At 64.4% G+C, this 25,349-nt stretch carries 24 protein-coding genes; 15 read left to right on the top strand and 9 right to left on the bottom strand.

All coding sequences use genetic code 11. The annotated features are described in order from the left end of the window. Position 1: 1 nt before the first annotated feature. Both dprA and KI609_RS22365 read right to left on the bottom strand, forming a co-directional pair. Positions 2-1,168 carry a DNA-processing protein DprA gene (dprA, locus tag KI609_RS22370; RefSeq protein WP_226445717.1) on the bottom strand — a complete coding sequence of 389 codons (1,167 nt, stop codon included), beginning with the start codon at positions 1,166-1,168 and terminating at the stop codon, positions 2-4. 72 nt (positions 1,169-1,240) lie between these two features. After that, positions 1,241-2,443, bottom strand: coding sequence for a LysM peptidoglycan-binding domain-containing protein (locus KI609_RS22365; RefSeq protein WP_226445716.1), 1,203 nt, complete (start codon positions 2,441-2,443; stop codon positions 1,241-1,243). A 199-nt stretch (positions 2,444-2,642) separates the two neighbouring features. On the opposite strand from KI609_RS22365, the gene def reads away from it, so the two are divergent. The 12 genes from def to KI609_RS22305 all read left to right on the top strand — a co-directional run bounded on the left by def (position 2,643) and on the right by KI609_RS22305 (position 12,872). After that, the gene (gene def, locus KI609_RS22360; RefSeq protein WP_226445715.1) at positions 2,643-3,152 is read left to right on the top strand and encodes a peptide deformylase; all 510 of its coding nucleotides are present in this window, start codon (positions 2,643-2,645) and stop codon (positions 3,150-3,152) included. Then, positions 3,152-3,682, top strand: a complete 531-nt coding sequence (locus KI609_RS22355) for a hypothetical protein (RefSeq protein ID WP_226445714.1) — start codon at positions 3,152-3,154, stop codon at positions 3,680-3,682. Before def ends, KI609_RS22355 begins: the two co-directional genes overlap by 1 nt. 62 nt (positions 3,683-3,744) lie before the next feature. Continuing rightward, positions 3,745-4,764: a methionyl-tRNA formyltransferase gene (gene fmt, locus KI609_RS22350; RefSeq protein ID WP_226445713.1), complete on the top strand. Its 1,020-nt coding sequence runs from the start codon at positions 3,745-3,747 to the stop codon at positions 4,762-4,764. Next, positions 4,761-5,588, top strand: coding sequence for an AzlC family ABC transporter permease (locus KI609_RS22345; protein WP_413463353.1), 828 nt, complete (start codon positions 4,761-4,763; stop codon positions 5,586-5,588). The genes fmt and KI609_RS22345 overlap by 4 nt, the downstream gene beginning before the upstream one ends. Continuing rightward, complete coding sequence (locus KI609_RS22340; protein ID WP_226445712.1) at positions 5,585-5,920, top strand: AzlD domain-containing protein; 336 nt, start codon at positions 5,585-5,587, stop codon at positions 5,918-5,920. The genes KI609_RS22345 and KI609_RS22340 overlap by 4 nt, the downstream gene beginning before the upstream one ends. A 161-nt stretch (positions 5,921-6,081) precedes the next feature. Then, the gene (locus KI609_RS22335; protein WP_226445711.1) at positions 6,082-7,284 is read left to right on the top strand and encodes a phosphoglycerate kinase; all 1,203 of its coding nucleotides are present in this window, start codon (positions 6,082-6,084) and stop codon (positions 7,282-7,284) included. A gap of 370 nt (positions 7,285-7,654) precedes the next feature. Further along, on the top strand, positions 7,655-8,176 hold the full coding sequence (locus KI609_RS22330; protein ID WP_226445710.1) for a hypothetical protein: 522 nt from the start codon (positions 7,655-7,657) through the stop codon (positions 8,174-8,176). Next, positions 8,173-8,727, top strand: coding sequence for a FlgO family outer membrane protein (locus KI609_RS22325; protein ID WP_226445709.1), 555 nt, complete (start codon positions 8,173-8,175; stop codon positions 8,725-8,727). The genes KI609_RS22330 and KI609_RS22325 overlap by 4 nt, the downstream gene beginning before the upstream one ends. Before the next feature lie 156 nt (positions 8,728-8,883). Next, positions 8,884-9,708 (top strand): orotidine-5'-phosphate decarboxylase, encoded by an 825-nt coding sequence (pyrF, locus tag KI609_RS22320; RefSeq protein ID WP_226445708.1) that lies wholly within the window; start codon positions 8,884-8,886, stop codon positions 9,706-9,708. A 114-nt stretch (positions 9,709-9,822) separates the two neighbouring features. Further along, positions 9,823-10,722, top strand: a complete 900-nt coding sequence (locus tag KI609_RS22315; protein ID WP_226445707.1) for a LysR family transcriptional regulator — start codon at positions 9,823-9,825, stop codon at positions 10,720-10,722. Positions 10,723-10,902: 180 nt separating this feature from the next. Then, positions 10,903-11,880: a Bug family tripartite tricarboxylate transporter substrate binding protein gene (locus tag KI609_RS22310; protein ID WP_226445706.1), complete on the top strand. Its 978-nt coding sequence runs from the start codon at positions 10,903-10,905 to the stop codon at positions 11,878-11,880. After that, positions 11,877-12,872: a succinylglutamate desuccinylase/aspartoacylase family protein gene (locus KI609_RS22305; protein WP_226445705.1), complete on the top strand. Its 996-nt coding sequence runs from the start codon at positions 11,877-11,879 to the stop codon at positions 12,870-12,872. Before KI609_RS22310 ends, KI609_RS22305 begins: the two co-directional genes overlap by 4 nt. Before the next feature lie 46 nt (positions 12,873-12,918). Here the strand turns inward: KI609_RS22305 and KI609_RS22300 are convergent, their stop codons facing one another. Both KI609_RS22300 and KI609_RS22295 read right to left on the bottom strand, forming a co-directional pair. Continuing rightward, the gene (locus KI609_RS22300; RefSeq protein WP_226445704.1) at positions 12,919-13,890 is read right to left on the bottom strand and encodes an EamA family transporter; all 972 of its coding nucleotides are present in this window, start codon (positions 13,888-13,890) and stop codon (positions 12,919-12,921) included. Further along, on the bottom strand, positions 13,887-14,327 hold the full coding sequence (locus KI609_RS22295; protein ID WP_226445703.1) for an acyl-CoA thioesterase: 441 nt from the start codon (positions 14,325-14,327) through the stop codon (positions 13,887-13,889). The genes KI609_RS22300 and KI609_RS22295 overlap by 4 nt, the downstream gene beginning before the upstream one ends. A 283-nt stretch (positions 14,328-14,610) precedes the next feature. Here KI609_RS22295 and KI609_RS22290 point away from each other — a divergent pair, with 283 nt between their 5' ends. After that, the gene (locus KI609_RS22290; protein WP_226445702.1) at positions 14,611-16,572 is read left to right on the top strand and encodes a methyl-accepting chemotaxis protein; all 1,962 of its coding nucleotides are present in this window, start codon (positions 14,611-14,613) and stop codon (positions 16,570-16,572) included. Positions 16,573-16,764: 192 nt separating this feature from the next. Here KI609_RS22290 and KI609_RS22285 read toward each other — a convergent pair whose 3' ends face one another. The 3 genes from KI609_RS22285 to KI609_RS22275 all read right to left on the bottom strand — a co-directional run bounded on the left by KI609_RS22285 (position 16,765) and on the right by KI609_RS22275 (position 20,134). Continuing rightward, positions 16,765-17,166, bottom strand: a complete 402-nt coding sequence (locus KI609_RS22285; protein ID WP_226445701.1) for a DUF779 domain-containing protein — start codon at positions 17,164-17,166, stop codon at positions 16,765-16,767. Between the two features lie 4 nt (positions 17,167-17,170). Continuing rightward, the gene (gene yiaY, locus KI609_RS22280) at positions 17,171-18,325 is read right to left on the bottom strand and encodes an L-threonine dehydrogenase (protein ID WP_226445700.1); all 1,155 of its coding nucleotides are present in this window, start codon (positions 18,323-18,325) and stop codon (positions 17,171-17,173) included. A 285-nt stretch (positions 18,326-18,610) separates the two neighbouring features. Next, entirely contained in the window at positions 18,611-20,134 is a 1,524-nt protein-coding gene (locus KI609_RS22275; protein ID WP_226445699.1) for an aldehyde dehydrogenase family protein, read from the bottom strand. A gap of 311 nt (positions 20,135-20,445) precedes the next feature. On the opposite strand from KI609_RS22275, the gene KI609_RS22270 reads away from it, so the two are divergent. Both KI609_RS22270 and KI609_RS22265 read left to right on the top strand, forming a co-directional pair. Next, positions 20,446-22,404: a sigma-54-dependent Fis family transcriptional regulator gene (locus tag KI609_RS22270; RefSeq protein ID WP_226445698.1), complete on the top strand. Its 1,959-nt coding sequence runs from the start codon at positions 20,446-20,448 to the stop codon at positions 22,402-22,404. Between the two features lie 516 nt (positions 22,405-22,920). Then, positions 22,921-23,442, top strand: a complete 522-nt coding sequence (locus KI609_RS22265; protein WP_226445697.1) for a hypothetical protein — start codon at positions 22,921-22,923, stop codon at positions 23,440-23,442. A gap of 118 nt (positions 23,443-23,560) precedes the next feature. Here the strand turns inward: KI609_RS22265 and KI609_RS22260 are convergent, their stop codons facing one another. Together KI609_RS22260 and KI609_RS22255 are read right to left on the bottom strand one after the other, a co-directional pair. Next, entirely contained in the window at positions 23,561-24,307 is a 747-nt protein-coding gene (locus tag KI609_RS22260) for an HIRAN domain-containing protein (RefSeq protein WP_226445696.1), read from the bottom strand. Between the two features lie 14 nt (positions 24,308-24,321). Then, a complete protein-coding gene (locus tag KI609_RS22255) occupies positions 24,322-25,212 on the bottom strand; it encodes a HipA domain-containing protein (protein WP_226445695.1) in 891 nt (296 codons plus the stop codon). Positions 25,213-25,349: the final 137 nt, after the last annotated feature.

Below are 25,349 nucleotides of genomic sequence, written 5' to 3'. Positions count from 1 at the left end.
ATCAGCCGAGGCCCATGCGCTGAAACAGCCCCCCGGGAAGTCGCGCCACACGGCCCGCTAGCTCCAGATCCAGCAGCACCACTTGCAACGAGGAGGCGTCCATGCCGGTCCGGGCAATCAGGGTGTCCATGCCCATGGGATCGAAACCCAACGCGTTCAGCACCGTTGTTTGCGTGGTGTCCCCGGCTTCGGGCAATGCATCGAGGCTGGGCGCGTCGGGTTGATGCCCTGATGGTGGCGCGGGCATTTTGAGTTCCTCCAGCACATCCTGGGCAGACTCCACCAGCTTGGCTCCCTGCCTGATGAGTGCATGGCAGCCGCGCGACTGCGGCGCGTGAATCGAGCCGGGAATTGCGAAAACCTCTCGCCCCTGTTCCACTGCCATGCGCGCAGTGATCAAGGAACCTGACGCAAGCGCCGCTTCTACTACCAGCGTTCCCTGAGACAGCCCGGAGATGATGCGATTTCGCTTGGGGAAATTGGCGGCCAGTGGCGGCGTACCCAGTGGATACTCACTGATCAACAGACCCTGGGCCGCAATACGGTGTGCAAGATCAAGATTCTTGCGTGGATAGACCCGATCCAGCCCCGTCCCCACCACGGCAATCGTGGCCGCAACATCGGCACCGACCACGGCGGCGTCCAGTGCGCCTTCATGGGCGGCGGCATCCACCCCCAACGCCAACCCCGAAACAATGGTGAGCCCCGCGCTGTGCAGCGAGCGTGCAAAAAGCCGGGCATTCTCTGCGCCCTGGGGCGTCGGGTTGCGGCTTCCGACCACCGCAAGGCACGTTCCATGGGGGAAGGGCCGGTGCGCAACCAAATGCGCGGGGCCTATCACATACAGCAGCAGCGGAGGGTCTTCCGTTTCAAGCAGCGCCTGGGGATAACGGTCGTCGCCCAGCGTCACGATGTCGCGTGTGGGCCCTTGCGGGTCAGCACCCGCTAGCCACTCGCAGGTGACATCGAGCAGGGCCTGCCAAGAGGAGGGCACATCACACAGCGCCTGTGCCTGTGCGGGGGGCACACATTGCTGGAGCGCCCCGACTGTTTGCTGAAAAATCGCCTGGGGTAGCCCGAAATGCGACAGCAGCCGCCGTGCGGCACCGTTGCCCACCCCGGGAGCAAGCGTAAGGCGCAACCAAGCGCCAAGCTCTTCACGATCCATGGTCTGCGGACTCAAAATGGGCAGCAGCGGGGGCCTCTCATGGAGGAGGCTCCCGCCACACCCAGCCGAGACTTATTTGGGATTGACCAGACGGTCACCCACCCGCACACCATCGCGGATCTCAAGGATCAAAGCGTAGGACACGCGATCAAAAGTGCGGAACACCATCGCCGTACCATTGATCTCGCTGGGCAGCTTGATCATGGCTTTGCTCGGATCGGTGGAATCCTTGACACGAGCGCCTTTGGTCAAGAGGCTCAGGACATAGCCCGCCTCAATGCCGTCCTCAGCCCCCTTGTTGATGGCGACCACCTGGTTTTGCGCGGCATAGGTCACAGACGAACTGCCGTAGATGGAGACCACACTCGCGTCCACATCAAGTTCGGGCGCACGGGGGATGTAGTTTGCGAAGGCACGCGCAGGTGCCGGCAGCAGCCGGTCGCCCGCCCTGACTTCCTCTTTGGTCGCCGAAAGCGTGACGGTGGCGGGCACGTACTCGGCCGAATAGCCACCTTTGCCATTCGGAACCTCTTCAAACGCCTCGCCACGCACCAGCTCCGCCTTGCCCAGGTACTGCGCTTCGTAGCCGAGCACTGCACCGGACACAGGGTCCTTGAGTGCCACGGCGTCACGGAACACGCGGTAGAAACGGGGCTCACCAGCCTCGGCCAGCATAGGCGACGCTGCGTCGCCACGGACGTAGACGCGGTCGCCGCTGGCCATCAGCACACGCTCTTCGGTGGTGGCAATCACGCGCGGAGCATGTTCCAGCACCTGCGCGTCCACCACCAGGGGCTCAACCAGGAAGGGCTCAATCAGATGCGGCTTGAGGGTGGGCAATGCAGAATCTGCAAGGCTATCGCTGCGGGTACGCGGCGATACACGAACGGTTTCGGGTTCGCTGGAGCGGCTGGTGCGCAAACGAGCATAGGCGCCATCTTTTTCGAGGTACAGCGTCTGCCCGGGGAAAATCAGGTGGGGGTTGGGAATGGCCTTGAGGTTCATCCCCCACAGCTCAGGCCAGCGCCATGGCCGCTTCAGGTACATGCCAGAAATACCCCAGAGCGTGTCACCACGCTTGACCACATAGGTGTCGGGCGCGTTGGGCGCCAATTCTTCCAGCGGCACCCCGCGCTCGGAAACCTGCTGCGCAGTGGCACGCTGACCACTGGAGATAGGGTGATTTTGCGCCTGAACCGGCATGACCAGCATTGCGCCAGCGATGATGGTGAGCGCGCCCAGGGCGGTTCGCCGCACACTGGTAGATGCCGTCATGTTGTTCCTTTTTTCATGCATTGTGAAACCCCCCCTCACAGACGCCACGACGCTCGCGGCGTGCGAGAGACCGGGCAAATACGTTACAAACCTTCTTAGATTCTCTGCTCAAGCCCTTGATTCGGCAACGATTATTGGGTTGGAACGCAGCAGCAGATCGCAAAAGTGGCGAAAATAGCGACATATCACATCCGTATCCATGGCAATCCTTCCCATTCTCTGTTATCCGGATCCTCGGCTTCACACAGTTGCGCGCCCTGTTCAAGCCGTGGATGACCGCATCCGCACGCTGGTATCCGACATGCTGGCCACCATGTACGACGCCCATGGCATTGGCCTGGCAGCTACGCAAGTGGATGTACACGAACGCCTGGTGGTCATTGACGTGTCCGAAGGACGGGACCAGCCCCTGGTCCTCATCAACCCGGAACTCATCTGGACCAGCGCGGAAAAACACATCAACGAAGAGGGCTGCCTCTCGGTGCCTGGGATCTACGATGGCGTGGAACGATTTGATGCCGTGCACGTGCGGGCGATGGACGACCAGGGCCAATCACGTGTCATTGAAGCCGACGACCTGCTGGCTGTCTGTATCCAGCACGAGATGGATCACCTGATGGGCAAGGTGTTCGTTGAATACCTGTCCCCCCTCAAACGCAACCGCATCAAGACCAAAATGGTCAAACAGCAGCGGGAGAACCGCGAGTGATGCACTCAGCGCTCGGCGCCCTTCGACGGGGTGTCGGAGTGCTGGCGCTTTTAGCCCGGCTAGCACTGCCGGCGCTGTTGGGGCTGATCGCCGGTTGTGCAACACCGTTCAATGAACCTCCCGGGGCGCTGCGGGACGCTGTGGCTTCACGCCTGGGGGCGCCCACCGCCCGCTTCCCGCTGCCGTCGGGTGGAGAGCGGTGGCTGTACTCCGAGTTGCCCGCAGGGTACGCGGTTTACAACCTGGATTTCGACCCGGCAGGCCGCTTGGTACACAACGAACAGGTGCTGAACCAACCCCGCTTCGAACAGCTTTCGAAGGGCGCGTGGACAACGGCCGACCTGCAACGCACGTTCGGCACGCCGCTGCGGATAGAACGGGTGGCGCGTTTTGACGGCGACATCTGGACCTATCACTTCCTGCAAAACTCGGACCCCAGGCTGGCCCATATCCATGTCGATCCGCAGGGGGTGGTGCGCAGGGTGACGTTCACCGATGAGCTGCCCCTTTTCGACAACGACCGCGACTGAACACCGGGCGCATGCCATCCGCGTCCCCTGTGACGCTTCTACCAGAACAGATCCCAGATCCTATGAGAGTCGTTTTTGCCGGCACCCCGGAATTTGCCCGTGTCGCACTGCAGCGTTTGCTGGCCGCCGGATTCACCGTGCCCCTGGTTCTCACCCAGCCCGACCGTCCCGCCGGCCGTGGCATGAAACTGCAGGCCTCGCCCGTCAAGCAATGTGCCCTGGAGCATGCCATCCCCGTGGCGCAGCCCCGCAGCCTGCGCCTGGACGGCAAGTACCCCCAAGACGCCGAGGCAGCGCGTGACGCACTGCTCGCCGCCCACGCCGACGTGATGGTGGTGGCCGCCTATGGGTTGATCCTGCCGCAGTGGGTGCTGGACGCCATGAGCGCCACGCGTTCGTCGGAAAACAAGGAAAGCGCGGGACAACGCGGCCTGGGTTGCCTGAACATCCACGCCAGCCTTTTGCCCCGTTGGCGCGGAGCCGCGCCCATTCACCGCGCCATCGAGGCGGGTGATGCGGAAACCGGCATCACCATCATGCAGATGGATGCGGGCCTGGACACGGGCGCCATGCTGCTGGTCGAGCGCATGGCCATCGCCCCCACGGACACCACGGCCGCCCTCCATGACCGGCTCGCCGACCTCGGCGGGCGACTCATCGTGGAGGCGCTGGAGATGGCGGCCTGCGGCGGTCTTGTGGCCGTAGCGCAGCCAGCACAAGGTGTGACGTATGCCCACAAGATCGAAAAATCGGAGAGCACCATCGACTGGGCGTTGCCCGCAGCACAAATCGGCCAACGCATCCGCGCATTCGATCCGTTTCCCGGCGCCAGCACGGAATGCAGCGGCGAAGTCATCAAAATATGGAACTATGAAATTGATAGCATCCAGCGCTTTACGGATAAGCGCCAAGGGCTTGTTTTATCCACAAACGACGATGGCATTGTGGTCGCATGCGGCGACGGTCATGCCTTGCGCCTGACCACGCTGCAGCGCGCAGGGGGCAAGCGGCTGGCTGCGGCTGATTTTCTGCGCGGCTTCGATGTGCAGCCGGGCATGGTGCTGGGTGCCACCGGGCCATGAGCACGACACGGGCCGTCATCCACAACACGCTGCGCCACCCCGCCTTCCGGCTTGCCGCCGTCGATATGGCGGGCACTTCGCTGGGCATTGCAGCCTGGGGGCTGGTCACCGGCGTCGCCATGGTCAAGAGTGGCATGCCCGTGGGCATGGCCGTGTTCATGTCGCTGCTGGTCTATGCCGGCAGCGCACAACTGGCCGTGATCCCGCTGCTTTCAGTAGGGGCCCCGCTGTGGGTGGTATGGCTCACGGCGGGCTGTGTGAACCTGCGCTTCGTGATTTTCAGCAGCATGTGGCGCAGCTACTTCGCGCACCTGCCGCTGCGCCAGCGGCTGGCGGTCGGCTATTTCAGCGGGGACGTGATTTATGTCGCGTTCATGAAGCGGTTTCCTGACCCACAGCCACAGCCGGATCAACTGCCGTATTTCTGGGGCGCTGCCTGCACCAACTGGCTGGCATGGCAAGTTCCTTCCATTGCCGGGATTTTGCTGGCCAATGCGGTCCCCCTGTCGTGGGGCCTGGGTTTTGCGGGGGTGCTGGCGCTGCTGGGGGTGCTCCTGTCGTTGCTGTTTGACCGCGCCACCTGGCTGGCCACCGGCGTTGCCGCAGCGGCCGCGATTGCCGCGTTTGCATTGCCACTCAAGCTCAATATCCTGGTGGCTCTGGCCGCCGCCGTGGCTGCGGGCTTGTTGATGGAAGCCGTGGACCGCAGCCGCAGCAAGCCCGGGCTCCTGCTGGTGCCAGCCAACAGCGTCTTACCGCCCGATGAGCGTGAGCACGTCCAGGCGGGTGATGTGGTGGCATTGCGCGAGGAGAGCCACCCATGAACGGGTCATGGATAGAGCCACTGGTTGCCACGATCGGCCTGGCCATCATTACGGTGGTGTCGCGCGCGTTTTTTATGATTCCAGAAAAGGAACTGCCGCTGCCCGACTGGCTCAAGCGCGGGCTCAAATATGCCCCGCTGGCGGCGCTGGCTGCTGTCATCGCGCCAGAAGTCCTCATGCGCCAGGGCGAACTCATCGACACCTTCATGGATGCCCGTCTGCCCGCCGTGTTGGGCGCCAGCCTTTACTATTTTTGGCGCAGAGACATCCTGGGCACGATCGTGCTGGGCATGGCGGTCTATTTGCCGCTGCACATCGGCTGGGGCTGGTAGAAAAAGAAGCGCCCCTAGGTCGCCTTCGGCGCCCTCCCCCTGAGGGGGACGCACCCGGTGGCCTGGCAAAGCCAGTTCCACGGGTGCACTGGCGACGGGCACGCCCTGCTTCATGCGATCACTAAAATGGCGACTCCCAAGCCTCCATCTCCCCTCCTGCCATGAATATCCTCCGCTTTTCCGATCTGTGCGCCCAGGGCAAGGCCCAAGGGCAACGCGTCTTCATCCGAGCCGACCTGAATGTCCCCCAGGATGATGCCGGGCGCATCACGGAAGACACCCGCATTCGTGCCTCGATCCCCTGCATCCGCATGGCACTGGACGCTGGCGCCGCTGTCATGGTGACAAGCCACCTGGGCCGCCCCACCGAAGGCGACTTCAAGCCCGAAGACTCGCTGGCACCTGTGGCCACCCGGATGGCGGAGCTGTTGGGCCGTGACGTTCCGCTCGTCACCAACTGGGTTGATGGCGTGACCATCGCCCCAGGCCAAATCGTTCTATTGGAAAACTGCCGACTGAACTTGGGCGAAAAGAAGAACAACGAAACGCTGGCCCGCAAGATGGCTGCGCTGTGCGACATCTTCGTGAACGATGCCTTTGGCACCGCCCACCGCGCCGAAGGCACGACCTACGGCATTGCCCAGTTCGCACCCGTTGCCTGCGCTGGCCCGCTGCTGTCTGCAGAAATCGACGCTTTGACCAAAGCGCTGGCACATCCACAGCGCCCACTGGCCGCCATCGTGGCGGGTTCGAAAGTGTCGACCAAACTCACCATCCTGCAGAGCCTGGCCGACAAGGTGGATCAGCTCATCGTAGGGGGCGGCATTGCCAATACCTTCATGCTCGCCGCTGGGCTGCCCATCGGCAAAAGCCTGGCCGAGCCCGATTTGCTGGACGCTGCCCGCTCGGTCATGGCCGCAATGAAAGCCCGGGGCGCCGAGGTGCCTATCCCCACCGACGTGGTTGTGGCCAAGACCTTTGCGGCCGATGCGCCCGCCACCGTCAAACCCGCCACCGCAGTGGAAGCCGACGACCTGATTCTGGACATCGGGCCCGAAACAGCAGCGCGCCTGGCCACGCAGCTCAAGTCCGCAGGCACCATCGTCTGGAACGGTCCCGTGGGCGTGTTTGAGTTCGCGGCGTTCGAGAACGGCACAAAAACCATCGCCCAGGCGATTGCCGATTCGGTGGCCTTCAGCATCGCCGGAGGCGGCGACACGCTCGCGGCCATCGCCAAGTACGGCATCGAAAAACAGGTGGGCTACATCTCCACCGGCGGTGGTGCTTTTCTCGAAGTGCTGGAGGGCAAGAAACTGCCGGCATTCGACATTCTGGAGCAGCGCGCAGCAGCGGCCTCGATGTAAGCAAATGCAAGACAAACACCTCTGACAGAAGCCATACGCCTTGCATCGACTCACAACTGTGACAAAAACAACGAACTGTGTACGCCGGAGCGTAGTTAGCGTAATTTTTTCTTGTTTTTGTTGAGGATCCCGCCCAGAATTATTTTTCAATCACGCGGGCAGCATCTGTTCAGATCCTCGCAAATCAAGTCCGTAGGAGGGAATCATGTCGTTTTCAAAGGCAATCAGTTTGGCCGTTCTGGCTGGAGCTGTCGCAACTTTGGCTGGGTGCGCACAGAGGGCACCAATTCCCGTTGCGGAAAATTTTGAATACACCTCGCAACCCAAGGTCCGCTCCGCAGGCCACTGGGACCTGGTGTCACGCGATGTGGTGAACCAGACCCTGGGCACCCTGGACAAAGTGGGAGTGGCTCCGAACACCCCCCTGCACGTATCGCTGCCTGCCAACTCCACCCAGTTTGAAACGGCCTTCCGCGAGTTCCTGATCACCAAGCTCGTCCAAAACGGTGCGGTGGTTCAACAGAATCCGGGCCAAGCGCTTGAAGTGTCCTACGGCATTCAGGTCGTGCGCCACAACAGCGAACGCCCTCGTTTCATTCCTGGCCAGTTCACCATCCTCGCCGCGGGCCTGTTTGCGGCCCATGGCCTGCGCAACGAACACCTTGACGCTCAATTGCTCGGCGGCCTCGGCTTGGCCGCAGCAGCAGATTACGCCAACAGCATCAACTCCGGTGGCCCCACCAACACCGAGCTGATCCTGACCACCACCGTTACACGCGGCGGCCAATACCTGACCCGCAAGACCGACGTGTATTACCTGGAAAACGCTGACACCTCGCTGTTCACGCGCCCCTCGTACAACAACGTCAACATGAAGGTTGTCTCGCAATGAAAATTCCTGCACTCCTGACCGTGCTGGCCGGCGTGGTTCTGGCTGGTTGCGCCAACACCTCTGCGCCCGTGCGCATGGAGCCCACCTACCAAGAAGCCGCCAGCAGCCAGTTCATCCAGACAAGCCGCGATGCCGTGGCCAAGCTGACGGCCGGTTTTGATATGAGCAACCTGGGCGCAGGCCCTGTGCTCGTGGCCACCGTGGTCAACGTGAACGACCTGAGCCGTGCGGCCCCGCTGGGCCGTACCCTGTCGGAGCAATATGCGACAAGCATGGCGGCCGGCGGGTTCAATGTGAAGGAAATCAAGCTGCGCGGTGACGTGTTCGTGCGCGAAGGCGCCGGCGAGTTGCTGCTGTCGCGCGAGCTCAAGGACATTGCACGCAACCACAATGCATCGCTGGTCCTGGTGGGCACTTATTCCGCCGCCGCCAGCTACACCTATGTGAGCCTGAAACTGGTGCGCACGGAAGACAGCCGCATCATTCGCGGCCATGACTACGCACTGCCCAACGACCGCGACGTGCAACGCCTGCTGGCCGTTCCACGCTGAAGAACGGCAACGGGCCCACGGGCCCCAAGCAAAAGGAAAGGGGCCGTTTCGACGGCCTTTTTTTATGGGCAATCCGCACAATGAAGCCGCCACGACCAACACACAAGAACCTGCGGCGTTGGTGCCCGCTGCTCCACCCACCTAAAATCACGCCCCATGAACTTCATCGACATGCTGCGCGACGCCACGGCGCAGAACAATTCCCTGCTGTGTGTGGGCCTGGATCCGGAGCCCACGCGATTGCCTGCGGGGATGTTGGGCGATACGCACAAGATCTATGATTTTTGCGCGGCCATTGTGGATGCAACCGCCGATCTGGTTTGCGCCTTCAAGCCCCAGATCGCCTACTTTGCCGCCCACAGGGCCGAAGACCAGCTCGAGCGGCTGATGCAGCACATGCGCTGCAACGCGCCCCATGTGCCGGTTATCTTGGATGCCAAACGCGGCGACATTGGCTCCACTGCCGAGCAGTACGCCAAAGAGGCCTTCGAGCGCTACGGCGCAGACGCTGTCACTTTGTCGCCGTTCATGGGTTTTGATTCGATCGAGCCCTATCTCGCCTACCACGGTAAGGGTGCATTTTTGTTATGCCGCACATCCAACCCAGGGGGCGATGATTTGCAGAGCCAGCGCCTGGCCAGTGTCGAAGGCCAACCGCTGATGTACGAACACGTGGCCCGCCTGGCCCAGGGCCCCTGGAACCGGAACGGGCAACTGGGGCTGGTGGTGGGCGCCACTTACCCGCAAGAGATCGAGCGCGTGCGCAGCATCGCCCCCACGCTGCCACTGCTGATCCCCGGCGTGGGCGCCCAGGGCGGCGATGCCGTGGCCACCGTGCGTGCGGGTCTGCGAAGTGATGGCCCCATTATCGTCAATTCCTCGCGCGCGATTCTGTACGCCTCCAATGGCGCCGATTTTGCAGCGGCCGCACGCGCAGAAGCCATGCGCACGCGCAGCGTGCTGGAAGCCGCGCGGGGTTGACTCGCTTTACGCCTCGGTCTGGCCGCTCGCGCTGGCCAACGACCCGGCCCTCAAAACCACGCATGCCCGGGAGCGGAGCACACCACCCGGCAGCGGAACGCCAAGGCCCCCACGATGCAGCTGAAATGGCTTGAAGACTTCATCGTGCTGGCGCAGGAGCGCAGTTTCACGCGTGCGGCCGAACTGCGCCACGTGACCCACCCCGCGTTCGGACGGCGCATTCGCGCGCTGGAGGCGTGGGCAGGTACCGCACTGGTGGAGCGCAGTGGTAGCCCGGTGACACTCACGCCCGCAGGGCTGGGTTTTCTGGAAACCGCCAACCACATGGTGCGCAGCCTGGCGCAGTCGCACGAAGAAATGCAGAGCCTGGCAGGGCGGCAGGCCCGCACCGTGACGCTGACCACCGGCCGCACGCTGGCACGTACCCTGGTGGCAGACTGGTTGGTGCGCTTGCAGCCCATTCTTCAGGGTGGCGAGTTGTGCATACGCACGCGGGCTCTGGCAGACACCGTGGCCATGCTCGAGCGCAACGAGGCCGACTTTTCGCTCGTCTACCACCACCCTGCACTGGCGATAAGGCTGGACGCGCGCCAGTTCATGCACCTCACCGTGGCCAGCGACCGGCTGGTGCCCGTCTCTCGCGCCACGGCCCAGGGTAAGGCGCGCTACCGGTTTGACGCGGGTGATACCACCCCGCTCCCCTATCTTGCCTACGCACCCCAATTGGCGCTGGGGCGCCTGATAGAAGACCATCTGGCGCACCACCCGCTTGCGCCACGGCTGCAACGGGTGGTGGAGTGCGACTCGGCAGATGCCCACTACGAGTACGTGCAAAAGGGCCTGGGCGTGGCTTGGCTGCCCTGGTCCATGGTGCACGCCGACTGCGCCGCCAAGCGCCTGGCCCCAGCGGGCGATGCGCGCCTGGAGGTGCGCTTTGACGTGCGCCTGTACCGGCCCAAACGCCGCCTGGGCCCGATGGCTGAAGCACTCTGGGCCGCTTTGGCCCGGCGCTGACCCCAAGGGTTTGCGAGGGGTTCTCATGCTGCATTGACAGGTTTTCGTGCTGTTTCGGCACCACCTGCGGCCGCCTGTCTTTTCACAATGGAGTCACCGGACGGGGCGCAACACGCATCCCAACGGCGATAGTGCCTCCCCCATTCGATGTTTCAGCGCTCCATACCAAGGAATCCTCACATGCCCACACCTACCCTCTGCCTGCGCCGCGCCGCCCTGCTGTGCGGCCTCGCCGTGCTGGCTGCCCCCACACTGGCGCAAGAAGCCTACCCCTCCAAACCCATCACCATCGTGGTCGGCTACCCGCCCGGCGGCAGCACGGACCTGACGGCACGCAACGTGGCCACGGAACTGGGCAACAAGCTTGGCGTGCCCGTGGTGATTGAAAACCTGGGCGGCGCGGGCGGTGCCATTGGTGCCCAGAAGGTGGCCAACGCCACCCCCGACGGCTACACCCTGCTGGTCGGTGCCAACAACGAGATCGCCATCAACAAGCTGGTGACCAAGAAGGTCAAGTACGACATCAAGGACTTCACCGCCATCGGCCTCATTGCGTCCCAGCCTCTGGTGCTGGTGGCGTCCACAGGGGCTGGGGTGAAGAACATGGCGGAGTTCACGCAGAAAGTGTCAAAAAACCCCGGCAAGTTCAGCTACGGCAGCTCGGGGGTGGGCACGGCGCTGCACCTGGCGGGCGAGGCCGTCAAGGAGCAAGGCAAGCTGTTCATGACCCACATCCCCTACCGCGGCGTGGCGCCCCTCACGTCCGACCTGATGGGCAACAACCTGGAATACGGCGTGTTCGTGCTCTCCAGCGGTCTGCCCCACATCAAGAGCGGCAAGGTGATTGCCCTGGGCACCACCGAAGCCAAACGCTCGGCCACCACGCCCGACATCCCTGCGCTGGCCGAATCTCCGCAATACAAGAATGTGGACATTGGTGTGTGGTTCGCGCTGATGGCGCCAGCCCACCTGCCCAAGCCGGTGTTCGACAAGATCAAGAAGGCGCTGAACGATACCCTGCAGTCGCCCGACTTTCGCAAGAAGATGGAAGCTACGGGCTCCACCGTCGCGTCGCCCAGCGTGAACATCGACCAGTTCCTGGCCACCGAAGTCGCCAAGTACAAAAAGATTGTTGAATTCGCCAAGATCGAAGAATGACTAACGACAACCACAACCACAACACTGCCGTGCCACCGCTGACTTTTGAACTGCCCGCGCCCGACATCAGTGCCTGGCGCGCTGGCAACACCGGCACCGAGGGCGTGTGGCACTTCGACGCTGGCCAACCCGGGCGCCACGTGATGATCAGCGCCCTGGTGCATGGCAACGAGCTGTGCGGTGCCTGGGCACTCAAGGGTTTGCTCGAAGCGGGCGTGCGTCCGCAGCAGGGCACCCTCACGCTCGCGTTTTGCAACCTCGATGCCTTCGACCGGTTTGACGCGCACAACCACGATGCCTCGCGTTTCACCGACGAAGACCTCAACCGCCAGTGGCTGGACGAGCGCATCGACGCGGCCGACACCCACGAGCGCCGCCGCGCCGCCGCGCTGCGCCCGTGGGTGGCGCAGGCCGACTGGCTGCTCGACCTCCATTCCATGCACGAGCCCTCGGCGCCGCTGCTGCTCACCGGCATCCAGCCGCGCAACCTGGCGCTGGCGCGTGCTATGCGCTTGCCCGAGCACATCGTGGTGGACGCCGGCCACAAGGACGGCGTGCGCATGCGCGACTACGGCCGGTTTGGCGACCTGGACGACAACGGCACCCGCTCGCTGCTCATCGAGTGCGGCTTCCATGGCGACCCGGCCAGCCGCGCCGTGGCGCAGGACCAGTGCGTGCGCTTCATCGAACAGTCCGGCGCCCTGAGCGCCGACGCGCTGGCGCAGCAGCTGCCCGGCTGGCGCCTGCCCGACGCACCGCGCCAGTGGGCGCTGGAGGTGACGGGCCCCGTGGTCGCCACCAGCAGTGCCTTCCGCTTCGTAGCGCCCTACACGGGGCTGGAGGTGTTCGAGAAAGCTGGCACGGTGATTGGCGACAACGACGGCGTGCCGGTGGTCACTCCGTACGACGACTGCGTGCTGGTCATGCCCTCGGTGCGCCAGGCGCGTGCCGGGGTGACCGTGGTGCGCTTTGCGCGGCGCAGGTTGCTGTAGAAGTTTTGGTGGTTTTGCTATCCAAATAATAGCTGCTGCGGCATATTCAAACAGCGCTACGGGCCATTTTGGCTTGTAGTCTGGGCCCCAGCACCACACAGGCCAGCGCCGCCACCACCAGCGCAATGCCCGCCCACTGCCAGGGCGCCACGCCCTCGTCCAGCAGCAGCCAGCCCGCCGTCAGCCCCACCACCGGCACCGCCAAGCTGAACGGCGCAACCCGGTTGGCGGGGTAGCGCTGCAGCAGGTTGGTCCACAGCGCATAGCCCACGATGGTGGCCGCCCAGCCCAGGTAAGCCACGGCGGCCCAGGACAGCAGCGGCACGCTGGCCAGTGTCTGCCACTGCAGCCAGCGCGCGGCGTCGGGGTCGAACAGGGCGGACAGCGCCATGAACGGCAGCACTGGCACCAGACTGCTCCAGATCACGAACGCCAGCGGGTCAAACCCCGGGCTGTGCTGCTGCGCCAGCCGCGCCACGATGTTGGACGACGCCCACATGGCCGCGCCACACAACGTCAGCAACAGGCCCGCCAGCGTGGTGGCTGCGCCCACGCCCACACCAGCGCCGGGGCCCACGTAGTTCATGGCAAAACACACCAGCCCCAGCGCGGCCAGCACCATGCCCGCCCGCAAGGGCAACCCCGGCCACTCGCGCAGCAGCGCAAAGCCGAAGAGCGCCGTGAAGAACACCTGGGTCTGCAGCAGCACACTGGCCAGCCCGGCCGTCATGCCCACCTTGAGCCCCATGAACAGAAAACCGAACTGCCCCACGCCCTGGAACAGCCCGAACAGCAGCACCCAGCGCCAGTGCATGCGCGGCGGGCGCACCAGCAGCACCAGCGGCAAGGCGGCGCACAGGTAGCGCGCAGCGCCCAGCTGAAAGGGGCTGAAGCTGCGCAACCCCCATTTCATGGCGACAAAGTTCACGCCCCACAGGACCACCACCAACAGCGCTGCGAGCAGATCGCGCGCACGCAAGGGGCTGTTGGCCCCAAGCCCGGCCGCAGGGGCCGTCACTGCGCGGCGCGCGCAGCGTCGATGTGCGCCTGGGCGCGCTGGGCCAGCGCGATATCGCCCGGGGTTTCGGGGCTCCACTTGTCCACCGTGCGGGGCGCGTCGTCCGCACCCACGGCGGTGTACACCGCCACACAATGCACCACGTCTTGCAGCGGCGCGCCGTTGATGGCACCGCTGCGCACCTCCACCGCCAGGTTCATGCTGCTCTCGCAGGTGTGGGTCAGCCGCGCATGCACCTCCACCAGGTCGCCCGGGCGAATGGGGTGCACAAAATCAGCGCCCCCCACAAACTCGGTAATGCAGGCTCCTTTGGCCCATGCGCTGGCGCAGGCATACCCGGCTTCGTCAACCCAGCGCAGCACGGTGCCACCGGGGACACGCCCCCCTTGCAGCAGGCTGCTTTCAGACGCCAGAAAGCGCAGGGTGATTGAGTGCATGCCGGGTGCTCCAGATGGGGTGGAAGAAGCCCATTATTCTCCAGCCCGTGCCTCCCGCCCCCGCCGCGCGGCCGACCAGCGGGCGCCTCTGGCAGCCCAGCGACACACCGTGTGCCACGCTGCTCACTTGACCTGAGTCAAAACCTTACTACAGATAGATACCTACATTGCGTTACATCCCGTGCGCCCTGATCGAGGGCCACCCCCCATCGGCGGCTGCCGACACCCCCGCCCGCTGAGCGGTTTCCCTTCTCTCGCACACGCTGGTCGTGTGCCTACTGCCATGTCACTTCTTCACCGGTTGAACCTGCTCGAAAAATTCCTCATCCTCGGGACCATCGGGCTCATGATGAGCGCACTGCCCACCTATCTGACAGTGAGCGATTCGCTGCACGCCATCGGACATGCGCGCCAGGAGGCACAGGGCGCGGCGCCCGCACAGGCACTGACCCGCCTGGTGCAAGTGGTGCAGGTGCACCGGGGCCTGTCCGCGGGCATGCTCGGCGGCGACGAGGGCCTCGCGGCACGCCGCCCTGCCGCGCGCGATGCGGTCAATACCGCGCTGGGCGACGTGAGCGCCCGATTTGCCGCCGCCAAGGTGCCCGCTGCCCAGATGACGGCATGGACCCAGGCCCAACAGACCTGGCGCACGCTGGAGCAGGCAGTGGCCGCACGCAGCATCGAGCAGGCCCAGAGCACGGCCCAGCACACCCAGCTCATCGCCGATCTGCTGCAGCTCAACGAAGCACTGGTGCACGCCTACGGCTTGCAGCTCGACCCCGACGCCGACACCCATGCGCTGATCCAGGCCTCTCTGGCACAAGCCCCGATGCTGGGCGAAAAGCTCGGCATGCTGCGCGCGCAAGGCGCCAGCGCACTGGGCAAGCACGAGCTCACGCCGCAGGGCAAAGGCCAGCTGCTGGTGCTGCAGCAGCGGGTGGCCGAGCTGCAGGCCGACACCTTCCGTGGGCTGGACCGCGCCCTGCAGGGCAACGCGCAACTCCAGCGCGCCTTGGGCAGCAGCGCACAGGCGGTGCAGGGCCAGATCCAGCAAACGCTGCAGATGGCGGAGCGCGATGTGATCAATGCCACCGAGCTCACGCTGGCCTCCAAAGACTATTTCGACACCTTCACTCGCACCATCGACGCGTTGAACGCGCTCAACAGCCAATCCATGGACAGCCTCGACCAGGCCTTGCAGGCCCGCGTGTCTGACCTGCAGCGTGGCCTGATGTGGATCGCCTTGGCCCTGGTGGTCACGCTGTCGGCCACCAGCGCCGTGGCACTGGTGTTTGTGCGGTCCATGACCGGCCCGCTGTCGCAGGCTGTTGCCTTGTCCCGCGCCGTGGCGCAGGGCGACCTGAGTGGCGCGCCCATCGCCCATGGCACCAATGAGGTCGGCCAGTTGCTGCAAGCGCTGCTGCAGATGCGCACGCAACTCACCGACGTGGTCCGCAATGTGCGGGGCGGATCGGAAAGCGTGGCCTCCGCCAGCGTCCAGATCGCCCAGGGCAACACCGACCTGTCGGCCCGCACCGAAAGCCAGGCCAGCGCGCTCGAAGAAACCGCCGCGTCGATGGAGCAGCTCAACGCCACCGTGCGCCAAAACGCCGACAGCGCCCAGCAGGCCAGCCAGCTGGCCGCCAGCGCCAGCACCGTGGCCGTGCAGGGCGGCGAGGTGGTCGCCCAGGTGGTGGACACCATGCACGGCATCAACGACGCGTCGCGCAAGATCGCCGACATCATTGGCGTGATCGACTCGATTGCGTTTCAGACCAACATCCTGGCGCTCAACGCGGCGGTCGAAGCCGCCCGCGCGGGCGAGCAGGGCCGGGGCTTTGCCGTGGTGGCGTCTGAAGTGCGCTCGCTGGCCGGGCGCAGCGCCGAGGCCGCCCGCGAGATCAAGTCGCTCATCAGCGCCAGCGTGGAGCGCGTGGAACAGGGCAGCGCGCTGGTGGACCGCGCAGGTGCCACCATGAACGAGGTGGTGGGCGCCATCCGCCGCGTGACCGACATCGTCGGCGAGATCAGCGCGGCCAGCCACGAGCAGTCGCTGGGCGTGGCCCAGGTGGGCGAGGCGGTGACGCAGATGGACCAGGTCACGCAGCAAAACGCCGCGCTGGTCGAGGAGATGGCCGCTGCCGCCAGCAGCCTCAAGAGCCAGGCCGAAGACCTGGTGCAGGTGGTGTCGGTGTTCCGCCTGGGCGATGAGCACGGTCACAGCGAGACGCTACGACTTCAATAGCAGCTAGCGCTTATAGATAAAGCGCTACAAGCCTTTTTTCTTGAAACTGCCCCACCATTCCTGGTGGGGCGTTGCCATTAGAGCGGCGAACAAAACTCAGCGCAGCGGCCCTGGCTAGGCGTTCCGTCGCAGGCAGTACAAGCGGTACGACAAGACGGAACAACGACGCCAGGGGAGTTTTGTTCGCCGCTCTTAGCCCCGAGGTCGCTCAATGCCCAGCGCGGCCAGCTCCGCGTCGGTGAACACGCGCGAGCGGGTGTGGAAGGCCTTGCCTTCCGGCCCTTCGAGCGAGAAGGTGCCGCCCGTGCCCTCGATCACATCGATGATGAGCTGCGTGTGTTTCCAGGTCTCGTACTGCGCGCGCCCGATATAGAACGGGCAGCCGCCGATGTCACCCAGGTACACGTCGCCCGCGCCCATGGTGATTTCACCGGGCAGGTAGCAGTTGGCGGCGCTGTTGTCGCAGCAGCCGCCACTCTGGTGGAACATGAGCTCTGGCCCATGTTGGGCCTGCAGCCGGGCCACCAGCTGCAGGGCGGCGGGGGTCGCCACCACACGCGGTGGTGGGGCGCCAGGTCTCTGCGCGGAGTCCATGGCGTCAGGCCGCCATGGCCCCACGGAAGATGCCTTCGATATCGGCCTGCGTGGCCGTGCGCGGGTTGGTCAGCCCGCAGGCGTCCTTGAGCGCATTGGTGGCCAGCATGGGGATGTCGGCCTCCTTCACGCCCAGGTCCGCGAGGCATTTGGGGATGCCCACATCCAGCGCCAGCTGACGGATGGCGGTCAGGCACGCCTGTGCGCCCGCTTCGGCGCCGAGCCCCGACACATCCACGCCCATCGCATGGGCCACGTCGCGCAGGCGTGCCGCCGAGGTGGGCACGTTGAAGGCTTCGACATGGGGCAGCAGCAGCGCGTTGCACACACCGTGGGGCAGGTCATAGAAACCGCCCAGCTGGTGGGCCATGGCATGCACGTAGCCCAGCGATGCATTGTTGAACGCCATGCCCGCCAGAAATTGCGCATACGCCATCTGCTCGCGTGCTGGCAGGTTGTCACCGTGGGCCACAGCCGTGCGCAGGTTGCGGGCAATCAGCTCCACGGCCTTGAGCGCGCAAGCGTCTGTGATGGGCGTGGCAGCGGTGGACACATAGGCCTCCACCGCATGGGTCAGTGCATCCATGCCCGTGGCGGCCGTCAGGCCCTTGGGCTTGGCCAGCATCAGTTCGGGGTCGTTGACCGACGTGAGCGGCGTGACATTGCGGTCCACGATGGCCATCTTGATGTGGCGCGTTTCGTCGGTGATGATGCAAAACCGCGTCATTTCGCTGGCCGTACCCGCCGTGGTGTTGATCGACACCAGTGGCAGCTGGGGCTTGGCCGAGCGGTCCACGCCTTCGTAGTCGGCAATCTCGCCGCCGTTGGTCGCACACAGGGCAATGCCCTTGGCGCAGTCGTGCGGCGAGCCGCCGCCCAAAGAAATCACGAAGTCGCACTGCTCGGCCTTCAGCTGCGCCAGCCCCGCGCGCACATTGCCCACCGTGGGGTTGGGCTGCGTGCCATCGAACACCACCGAGTCGATCTGCTGCGCCGCCAGCTGGGCCTGGATGCGTGCCGCCACACCCAGTTTGCTCAGCACATGGTCGGTCACGATCAGTGCCTTGCGAAAGCCATGGCCTTTCAGGGCCACCATGGCCTCTTGCAGGCAGCCTGCGCCCATGATGTTGACACTGGGCATGAAGAATGTTGTAGCCATCGTGAAACCTCTTTGGATGAATAAGGGAGAACAGATGCGCATGGAAGCCCATGCGTGGCGCGCAGCCCGCGCGGCAGGTGGCGGCGCGCAGCCGCCCATGAGCCCAGCCCTGGCAACCGCCAGAGGAGCCCCGTGGCAAGTTGGAGCAACGAGCCACCATCCTCAACAGCGTATCCAGCGGTTCACAAACCGTCCCTGGCTAGGCGTCTCCGTCGCAGACAGTGGCAGCGCCACGGCAAGACGGAGCAACGACGCCAGGGACGGGTTTTGGACCGCCACCCCCAATCAGAAGAAGCCGAGCTTGTTTTCGCTGTAGCTGACGAGCAGGTTCTTCGTTTGCTGGTAATGGTCCAGCATCATCTTGTGCGTCTCACGCCCAATGCCCGATTCCTTGTAGCCACCAAACGCCGCGTGCGCTGGGTAGGCGTGGTAGCAGTTGGTCCACACCCGTCCGGCCTTGATGGCGCGGCCCATGCGGTAGGCCACATTGCCATTGCGGCTCCACACGCCCGCGCCCAGGCCATACAGCGTGTCGTTGGCAATTTCCAGCGCCTCGGCTTCGTCCTTGAAGGTGGTCACGGCCAGCACGGGGCCGAAGATTTCTTCCTGAAAGATGCGCATTTTGTTGTGGCCCTTGAACAGCGTGGGCTGCACGTAGTAGCCGCCTTCGAGGTCGCCGCCCAGGTGGGCCTGGCCGCCACCGGCCAGCACTTCGGCGCCTTCTTGCTTGCCCAGCTCCAGGTACGACAGGATCTTGGTGAGCTGCTCTTTCGATGCCTGCGCGCCCATCATGCTGTCGGTGTCCAGCGGGTTCTGGTGCTTGATGGCGGCCACGCGCTTCAGGACGCGTTCCATGAACTTGTCGTAGATCGATTCCTGGATCAGCGCACGCGATGGGCAGGTGCAGACCTCGCCCTGGTTGAAGGCAAACAGCACCAGGCCTTCGATGGCCTTGTCCAGAAACGCATCGTCCTTGTCCATGATGTCGGCAAAGAACACATTGGGGCTCTTGCCGCCCAGCTCCAGCGTGGCGGGGATGAGGTTGTTGGCGGCGGCCTGCGCAATCACGCGGCCCGTGCTGGTGGAGCCGGTGAACGCGATCTTGGCAATGCGCTTGGATGTCGCCAGCGGCATGCCTGCTTCGCGCCCAAAGCCGTTGACGATGTTGAGCACGCCGGGCGGCAGCAGGTCGGCAATCAGCTCGGCCAGGATGAGAATGGAGATGGGGGTGGACTCTGCAGGCTTGAGCACCACGCAGTTGCCCGCACCAATCGCAGGGGCCAGCTTCCACGCAGCCATCAGGATGGGGAAGTTCCACGGAATGATCTGGCCCACCACGCCCAGCGGCTCCTGGATGTGGTACGCCACGGTGTTCTCGTCGATGTTCGACAGCGCGCCTTCTTGCGCGCGCACGCAGCCCGCAAAGTAGCGGAAGTGGTCCACGGTGAGCGGGATGTCGGCGTTCAGTGTTTCGCGGATGGCCTTGCCGTTGTCCACGGTTTCGGCGTAGGCCAGCAGTTCCAGGTTTTGCTCGATGCGGTCGGCAATTTTGAGCAAGATGTTGCCGCGCGTGGCGGCGTCGGTCTTGCCCCACGCGTCGGCGGCGGCGTGCGCGGCGTCCAGCGCCAGTTCGATGTCTTCGGCGGTGGAGCGGGCGGCCTGGGTGTAGATCTTGCCGTTGACGGGCGAGATCACATCAAAGTACTGGCCCTTGACCGGGGGCACGAATTTGCCGCCGATGAAGTTGTTGTACTGGGGCTTGTAGGCGATCTTGGCGCCAGCGGCGCCGGGGGCTGCGTAAACGGTCATGGTGTTGTCTCCTGCGATGGTTGTATGCATCGGGCGGGCCCCAGGGGCCTGTCCGATACCAACCCCCTACTCAAAACCCATGCCAGCGGGCCGAGGCGCGCAGCGCGTTGATTTCATTGGGATTTTTCCTCTGCCCAGGGGGTACACCTGTCGCAGCAGGCCTCGCCGTGCTGTACCGGGCCGCGACACCTGTCACGAAATGGAACAGTTGGCGCAGACCTTGCGCCAACGCCCTTGCCCCCGGCGTTGCCGCCCGCCATACTCATCGCAACCCTACAAGCAGGCCGTCCTGAGCCTGCAGGAGACAAAGCGTGCGCCCCAACACTTCTCCCGTCGCCCTGCGACAGGCCCGCCAGCACTTGCTGGACTCTGGCCAGTGCCCCAGCGGCCTGGTGGACGAGCGCCTAGCGCGCTCCTGGTCGCGCAGCATGGCGGCCGGCCTGGCGCCCACCGGGCGCCCCCCGGCCATTGACCACCCCAGCAGCGGCACGCTGCGCCAGGTGCTGGCCAGCAACCCCGAGCTGCTCGCGCATTCGCGGCCCGTGATGGAGTACCTGTTTGAGCAGGTGCGCCACAGCCAGAGCGTGGTGGTGCTGGCCGACCGGCGCGGCATGCTCATGCACACGCTGGGTGATCCGTACTTTGTGGACAAGGCCGAGCGCGTGGCGCTGACCAGCGGTGCCTCCTGGCACGAGGCCCACCGCGGCACCAACGCCATCGGCACGGCCCTGGCCGAAGCCTGCGCGGTGGAGGTGCACGGCGGCGAGCATTTTCTGGAGCGCAACAGCTTTCTCACCTGCGCGGCCTCGCCCATCCTGTCGGCCACCGGCGAGCTGCTGGGCATCCTCGACATCTCGGGCGACTACCGCAACGGCCACGCCCACACGCTGGGGCTGGTCAGCACCGCAGCGCGCATGATCGAAAACCGCCTGCTGGCTGCCACCTGCAAACGCGACATCCGCCTGCACCTGCACAGTGCGCCCGAGGGCATTGGCAGCGTGGCCGAGGGCATCGTGGCCGTGTCGGCCGACGGCTGGATCGTGGGCGCCAACCGCGCGGGCCTGGCGCAGCTGGGCCTGCACGCGGGCGACGTGGGCGCCAGCTTGCTGGAGCGCGTGCTGGACGTGCGGCTGGACGACCTGCTCTCGCACCACAAGCGCCGCCCCCAGCAGCCGCAGGCTTTGCGCACACCCCACGGCGGCCTGCTGTTTGCCCAGGTGCAGATGGATGCCGCCGCGTGGGTCGCCCCGTCGCAGCCCGCCACGGCGGCCCGCGCAGCCCCCACGCAGGACGCATTGGCGCTGCTGGACACCGGCGACGCCCGCTGGCGCGCCGCCGCCGACAAAGCCCGCCGCGTGGTGGGCAAGCCGATTGCAGTGCTGATGCAGGGCGAATCGGGTGTGGGCAAGGAAGTGTTTGCACGCGCCCTGCACGCCAGCGGCCCGCGCCGCGACGCACCGTTTGTGGCCATCAACTGCGCAGCCATCCCCGAGCACCTGATTGAATCGGAACTGTTCGGCCACGTGGCCGGCGCCTTCACCGGCGCCCGCAAGGAAGGCCACCTGGGCCGCCTGCGCGAGGCCCATGGCGGCACGCTGTTCCTCGACGAAATCGGTGACATGCCGCTGGCCCTGCAAACCCGCCTGCTGCGCGTGCTGCAAGAGCGCAGCGTGACGCCCGTGGGCGCCAGCAAGGCCGTGCCCGTGGACTTTGCAGTGATCTGCGCCACGCACAACCAGCTCATGCAGGCCGCAGAGCAGGGGCGCTTTCGGCAAGATTTGTACTACCGCATCAACGGCCTCACGGTGCAGCTGCCCGCACTGCGCGAGCGCAGCGACTTCGTGGCGCTGCTGCAGCGCCTGCTGGCTGACCTGGCCACCGAGCAGGGCCTGGGCTTTGACGTGTTGGTGGCCCCCGACCTGCTGGCCCGCCTGGCCGCCTACCCCTGGCCCGGCAACCTGCGCCAGCTGGCCAACGTGCTGCGCACCGCCTGCGCCATGCTGGCCGAGGGCGAAGACACCCTGGGCTGGGAGCACATGCCCGACGACCTGGTGCAGGCGCTCACAGCGGCGCCCGCCAGCCCGCGCAGCGAAGCCGCAGCGGGCCCTGGTGTGGACAGCCTACCCGCCAGCTTGAGCCTGCAGCAACTGTCCCAGGCCGCCATCGACCAGGCGCTGCAGGCCGCACGCGGCAACATGTCGCAGGCAGCGCGCCAGCTGGGCATCAGCCGGCAGACGCTGTACCGCAAGCTCGCGGCTCAGAAAACCTAGATTTGCTATCAATAGAGTAGCTGTGTGCGCTGATTTCTAAGCCGTTGCAACCTGTTTTGATACAAACTCCAGGAAATCTTCCCCGTTCGGGCTGGGCCTGTCGAAGTCAGGGCACGCCCCTCAAAAAGCAAGCTATGAAATTCATAGCTACCTACGCTCCATCCATAAGCGCTGAGGCCAATTTTCGGAGCTCTCTTCCGTTTCGGGTGGAACGCTACAGTTCAAATAATGCGTATCTGGCGAAGCTGGGGTTGGTGAAGGGGGTTGTGAGTGGCTTCCTAAATGACTGGCAAGTGCGGCGGTTGGCCCAGTGCGTGCGCGAGGTTTTTGCGCCCTGTCAGCATGTGCTGGGTGTGTAGACACGCAAAATATGAAGTCGGCACCAACCCACTTGAAGCCATTCGCGCTTGTCGATGCGCCGCGCAAGGCTTCGACAGGTCAGCCCGAACGGTGGGTGGAAGTTCAAAGACGCCCGGTCCCAAAGGCCCTGAACAGATAAGCCCCGAAGAGATAGCCATGGTGATTGACGAACCCACCGCGCAGCGCTTTATTGCTGCCTACATGCATTTTTTAAACAGCCTGCTGCAGCCCAAAGAAACCAAGGGCCTGACCGTAATGCAAGTGCTGGCCAAGGGCCGCGACCGCTTTGTGGCCGACCGCACGCTGCTGACCCACTACCGCCAAAAACACCCCGAGGCCGACGCCGAGATGTTGGACGCCATTGCCCAAAGCCAGTTTGGCCGCTGGGTGCACCTGAAGGACACGCGGGGTTATTCGGTGCTGCTGGACGAAGACGCCACCCGCGCCTATGGCGTGCTGGGCCTCACGCAGCCGCTGCGCACCATCGACGCGGGCGAGGGCTACGTCATGGGCAGCGGCCTGGTCATGCAGGCCGCGTTGGTGCCGTTGAATGGCCGCTGGGTGTGCGACGGGTTGATTCAAGAGCCCATCTGGCTGGGCCCCAACTACAAGCGCAGCTACACCGAGAGCTACACGGCCCTGCGCAAGGCGGGCGGGTTCAGCCTGGGGCCGGGGTGATGTGCTGGGCTGGTGCGGGTAGACGAGGGATTGGCCTACTCTGGTTCGTGTTGAGTGCATTCACATCCAACCCGAATGGATGGGCATTTCTTTCTGGACGCACCCCGGAATCAATCGTTCAGGCTGCCGCCAGTACGCGGTATTCCTCGGAGGTCATGGGCTCAAAGTTGGCTGGCACGCCGCCTTGTAGCTCCACCATGACCCGGCGAGCAAAAGGTGCGCCCATGCGGTTGATGCGGCGCACCGTGGCCGTGATGGTGGCGTGCTCCAGCAGTGCGGCGCGCAGGTCGCTGACCAAGTAGCGCGGTGCCCAGCCAAGCAGGTGCCCGTCTCGTGTTTGCAGTTGCACGGCGTAGCCCGTGGCGGGGTTGTTGACCTCTATAGCGACTTGCAGCGTGTCGCCTTCTTCCAGGGCGTTCGCCCGGGCTTGCGCGGCAGGCAAAACATGCCGCAGTCCATGCAAAAAGAAGCGGAAGGTCACCGTGCCATCGGCCATCTTGCGAATTTGCGGAAACACTTCCAGGCTGTCTGTCTGACGTTCGCCGCCCGTGAGGCTGAGGATTTCAATAGGGTCTGCATGGGCAGGGTCCAGGTTCAGCCAGCCCAGATACTCGGCAAAGTCTTTGCGGTTGGGCTCCAGAATCCGGTTTTTGAACAGCGGGAACAATTCGCTGGCTTCGTAGCGCCGCTCAAACTCTGGGAATGCCAGCAAGGGGGAGAAGCCTGCACGCTCTTGCGCCTGCAGTGCACCACGGGTGTACTGAAACACGTAGTCGTGGTGTTCCACCGAAGCATCCAGGCGGCCAATGGGGAACCAGGCTCTCGATGGGCCGGGCGCTTGCCATGCTACGAAGAGGGTGCTCATGTCGGGGTACTCATTCACTTCAACAAATCTAACAACGTGGTGCGCGCATCCAGCACCATGGCTTCTGCGAACCGCTTGGCGGTGTCTGAAGCGCGTTCAGCCGGCAGGCGTTGAAATATGCGGTGCAGCATCTGAACATCCAACGCAGCCACCCGCGCAATGGCGGAACTGAAGTACGAAGGATACGCCCGTGCTGCTACTTGCACCAACCGCAGGGGGTTTTCGCCGTGGGGCTGATCGGGGTCGCGAAAGATGCCCCCTCGGCCCTTGCTGATGTAGCGCGCCACTTGCTGGTTTTTCAGTAGCTCGGCTCGCTTGGCGTCCAGCAACTCTCTGCCCAGCGATGATGCATGGTCAAAGCTGGGGGCCGCACTGAGCACGCGGGTTTGGTGCACCACCGGGCTGTGCGCGCGCAAGCCCCAGTTTTCGTGGTGGCGGTCGGTATTGCCAATGAGCGCATCGAGCACCATGTAGCCAGCAAGCTCGGTGAGTACGGCATCGGTGTCTGCAAACCCAGCCAGTGCACGAATGGCCAGCTGGATGTTCTCCAGCGTGTGGTCTGCCTGCCGGAAGATTTTTTCCTTGTCGTAGCCGGTGACGCTCCAGGCCATGATTTCATTGCCGTGCACCAGCGCCTCGCCTGCGTCCACATCCACAAAATTGCAGGAGATACAGCCCACCTTGCCGTTGTATTCGGCCAGTTCGACCTTGGCTGCGTTGATGTGGAGTGCATGTGCAATCTCTGCAGCCGCCTTTTCTGCCCAGTCTTCACCAGTGTTGGGACGGGCCTCTTTGAAAAGCCACCGCTGCCCATCCAGCAGCACCCAAAACTTGGGTTTGCTTCCCAGTTGTTCCGTGTCTTCCCGCGCTTCAAGCGGAATGCTGATGATCGGGTAGTTCGGCATAGGGGGAAGGAGCGGTGTGATGGGGCTGAAAAACGATTATGGTGCAGGGCCTTGACCCCAGATAGGTTCTTTTGAGCGTGGGGTAAATCGCAATAATTGCTATATTTTGTGTAGCTGCTTGCGCCTGTTCATAAAGC

Origin of the sequence: Acidovorax radicis (assembly GCF_020510705.1) — a bacterium.
In the GTDB taxonomy this organism is placed as follows: domain Bacteria; phylum Pseudomonadota; class Gammaproteobacteria; order Burkholderiales; family Burkholderiaceae_C; genus Acidovorax; species Acidovorax radicis_A.
This window is presented reverse-complemented; position numbering and strand designations above follow the sequence as displayed.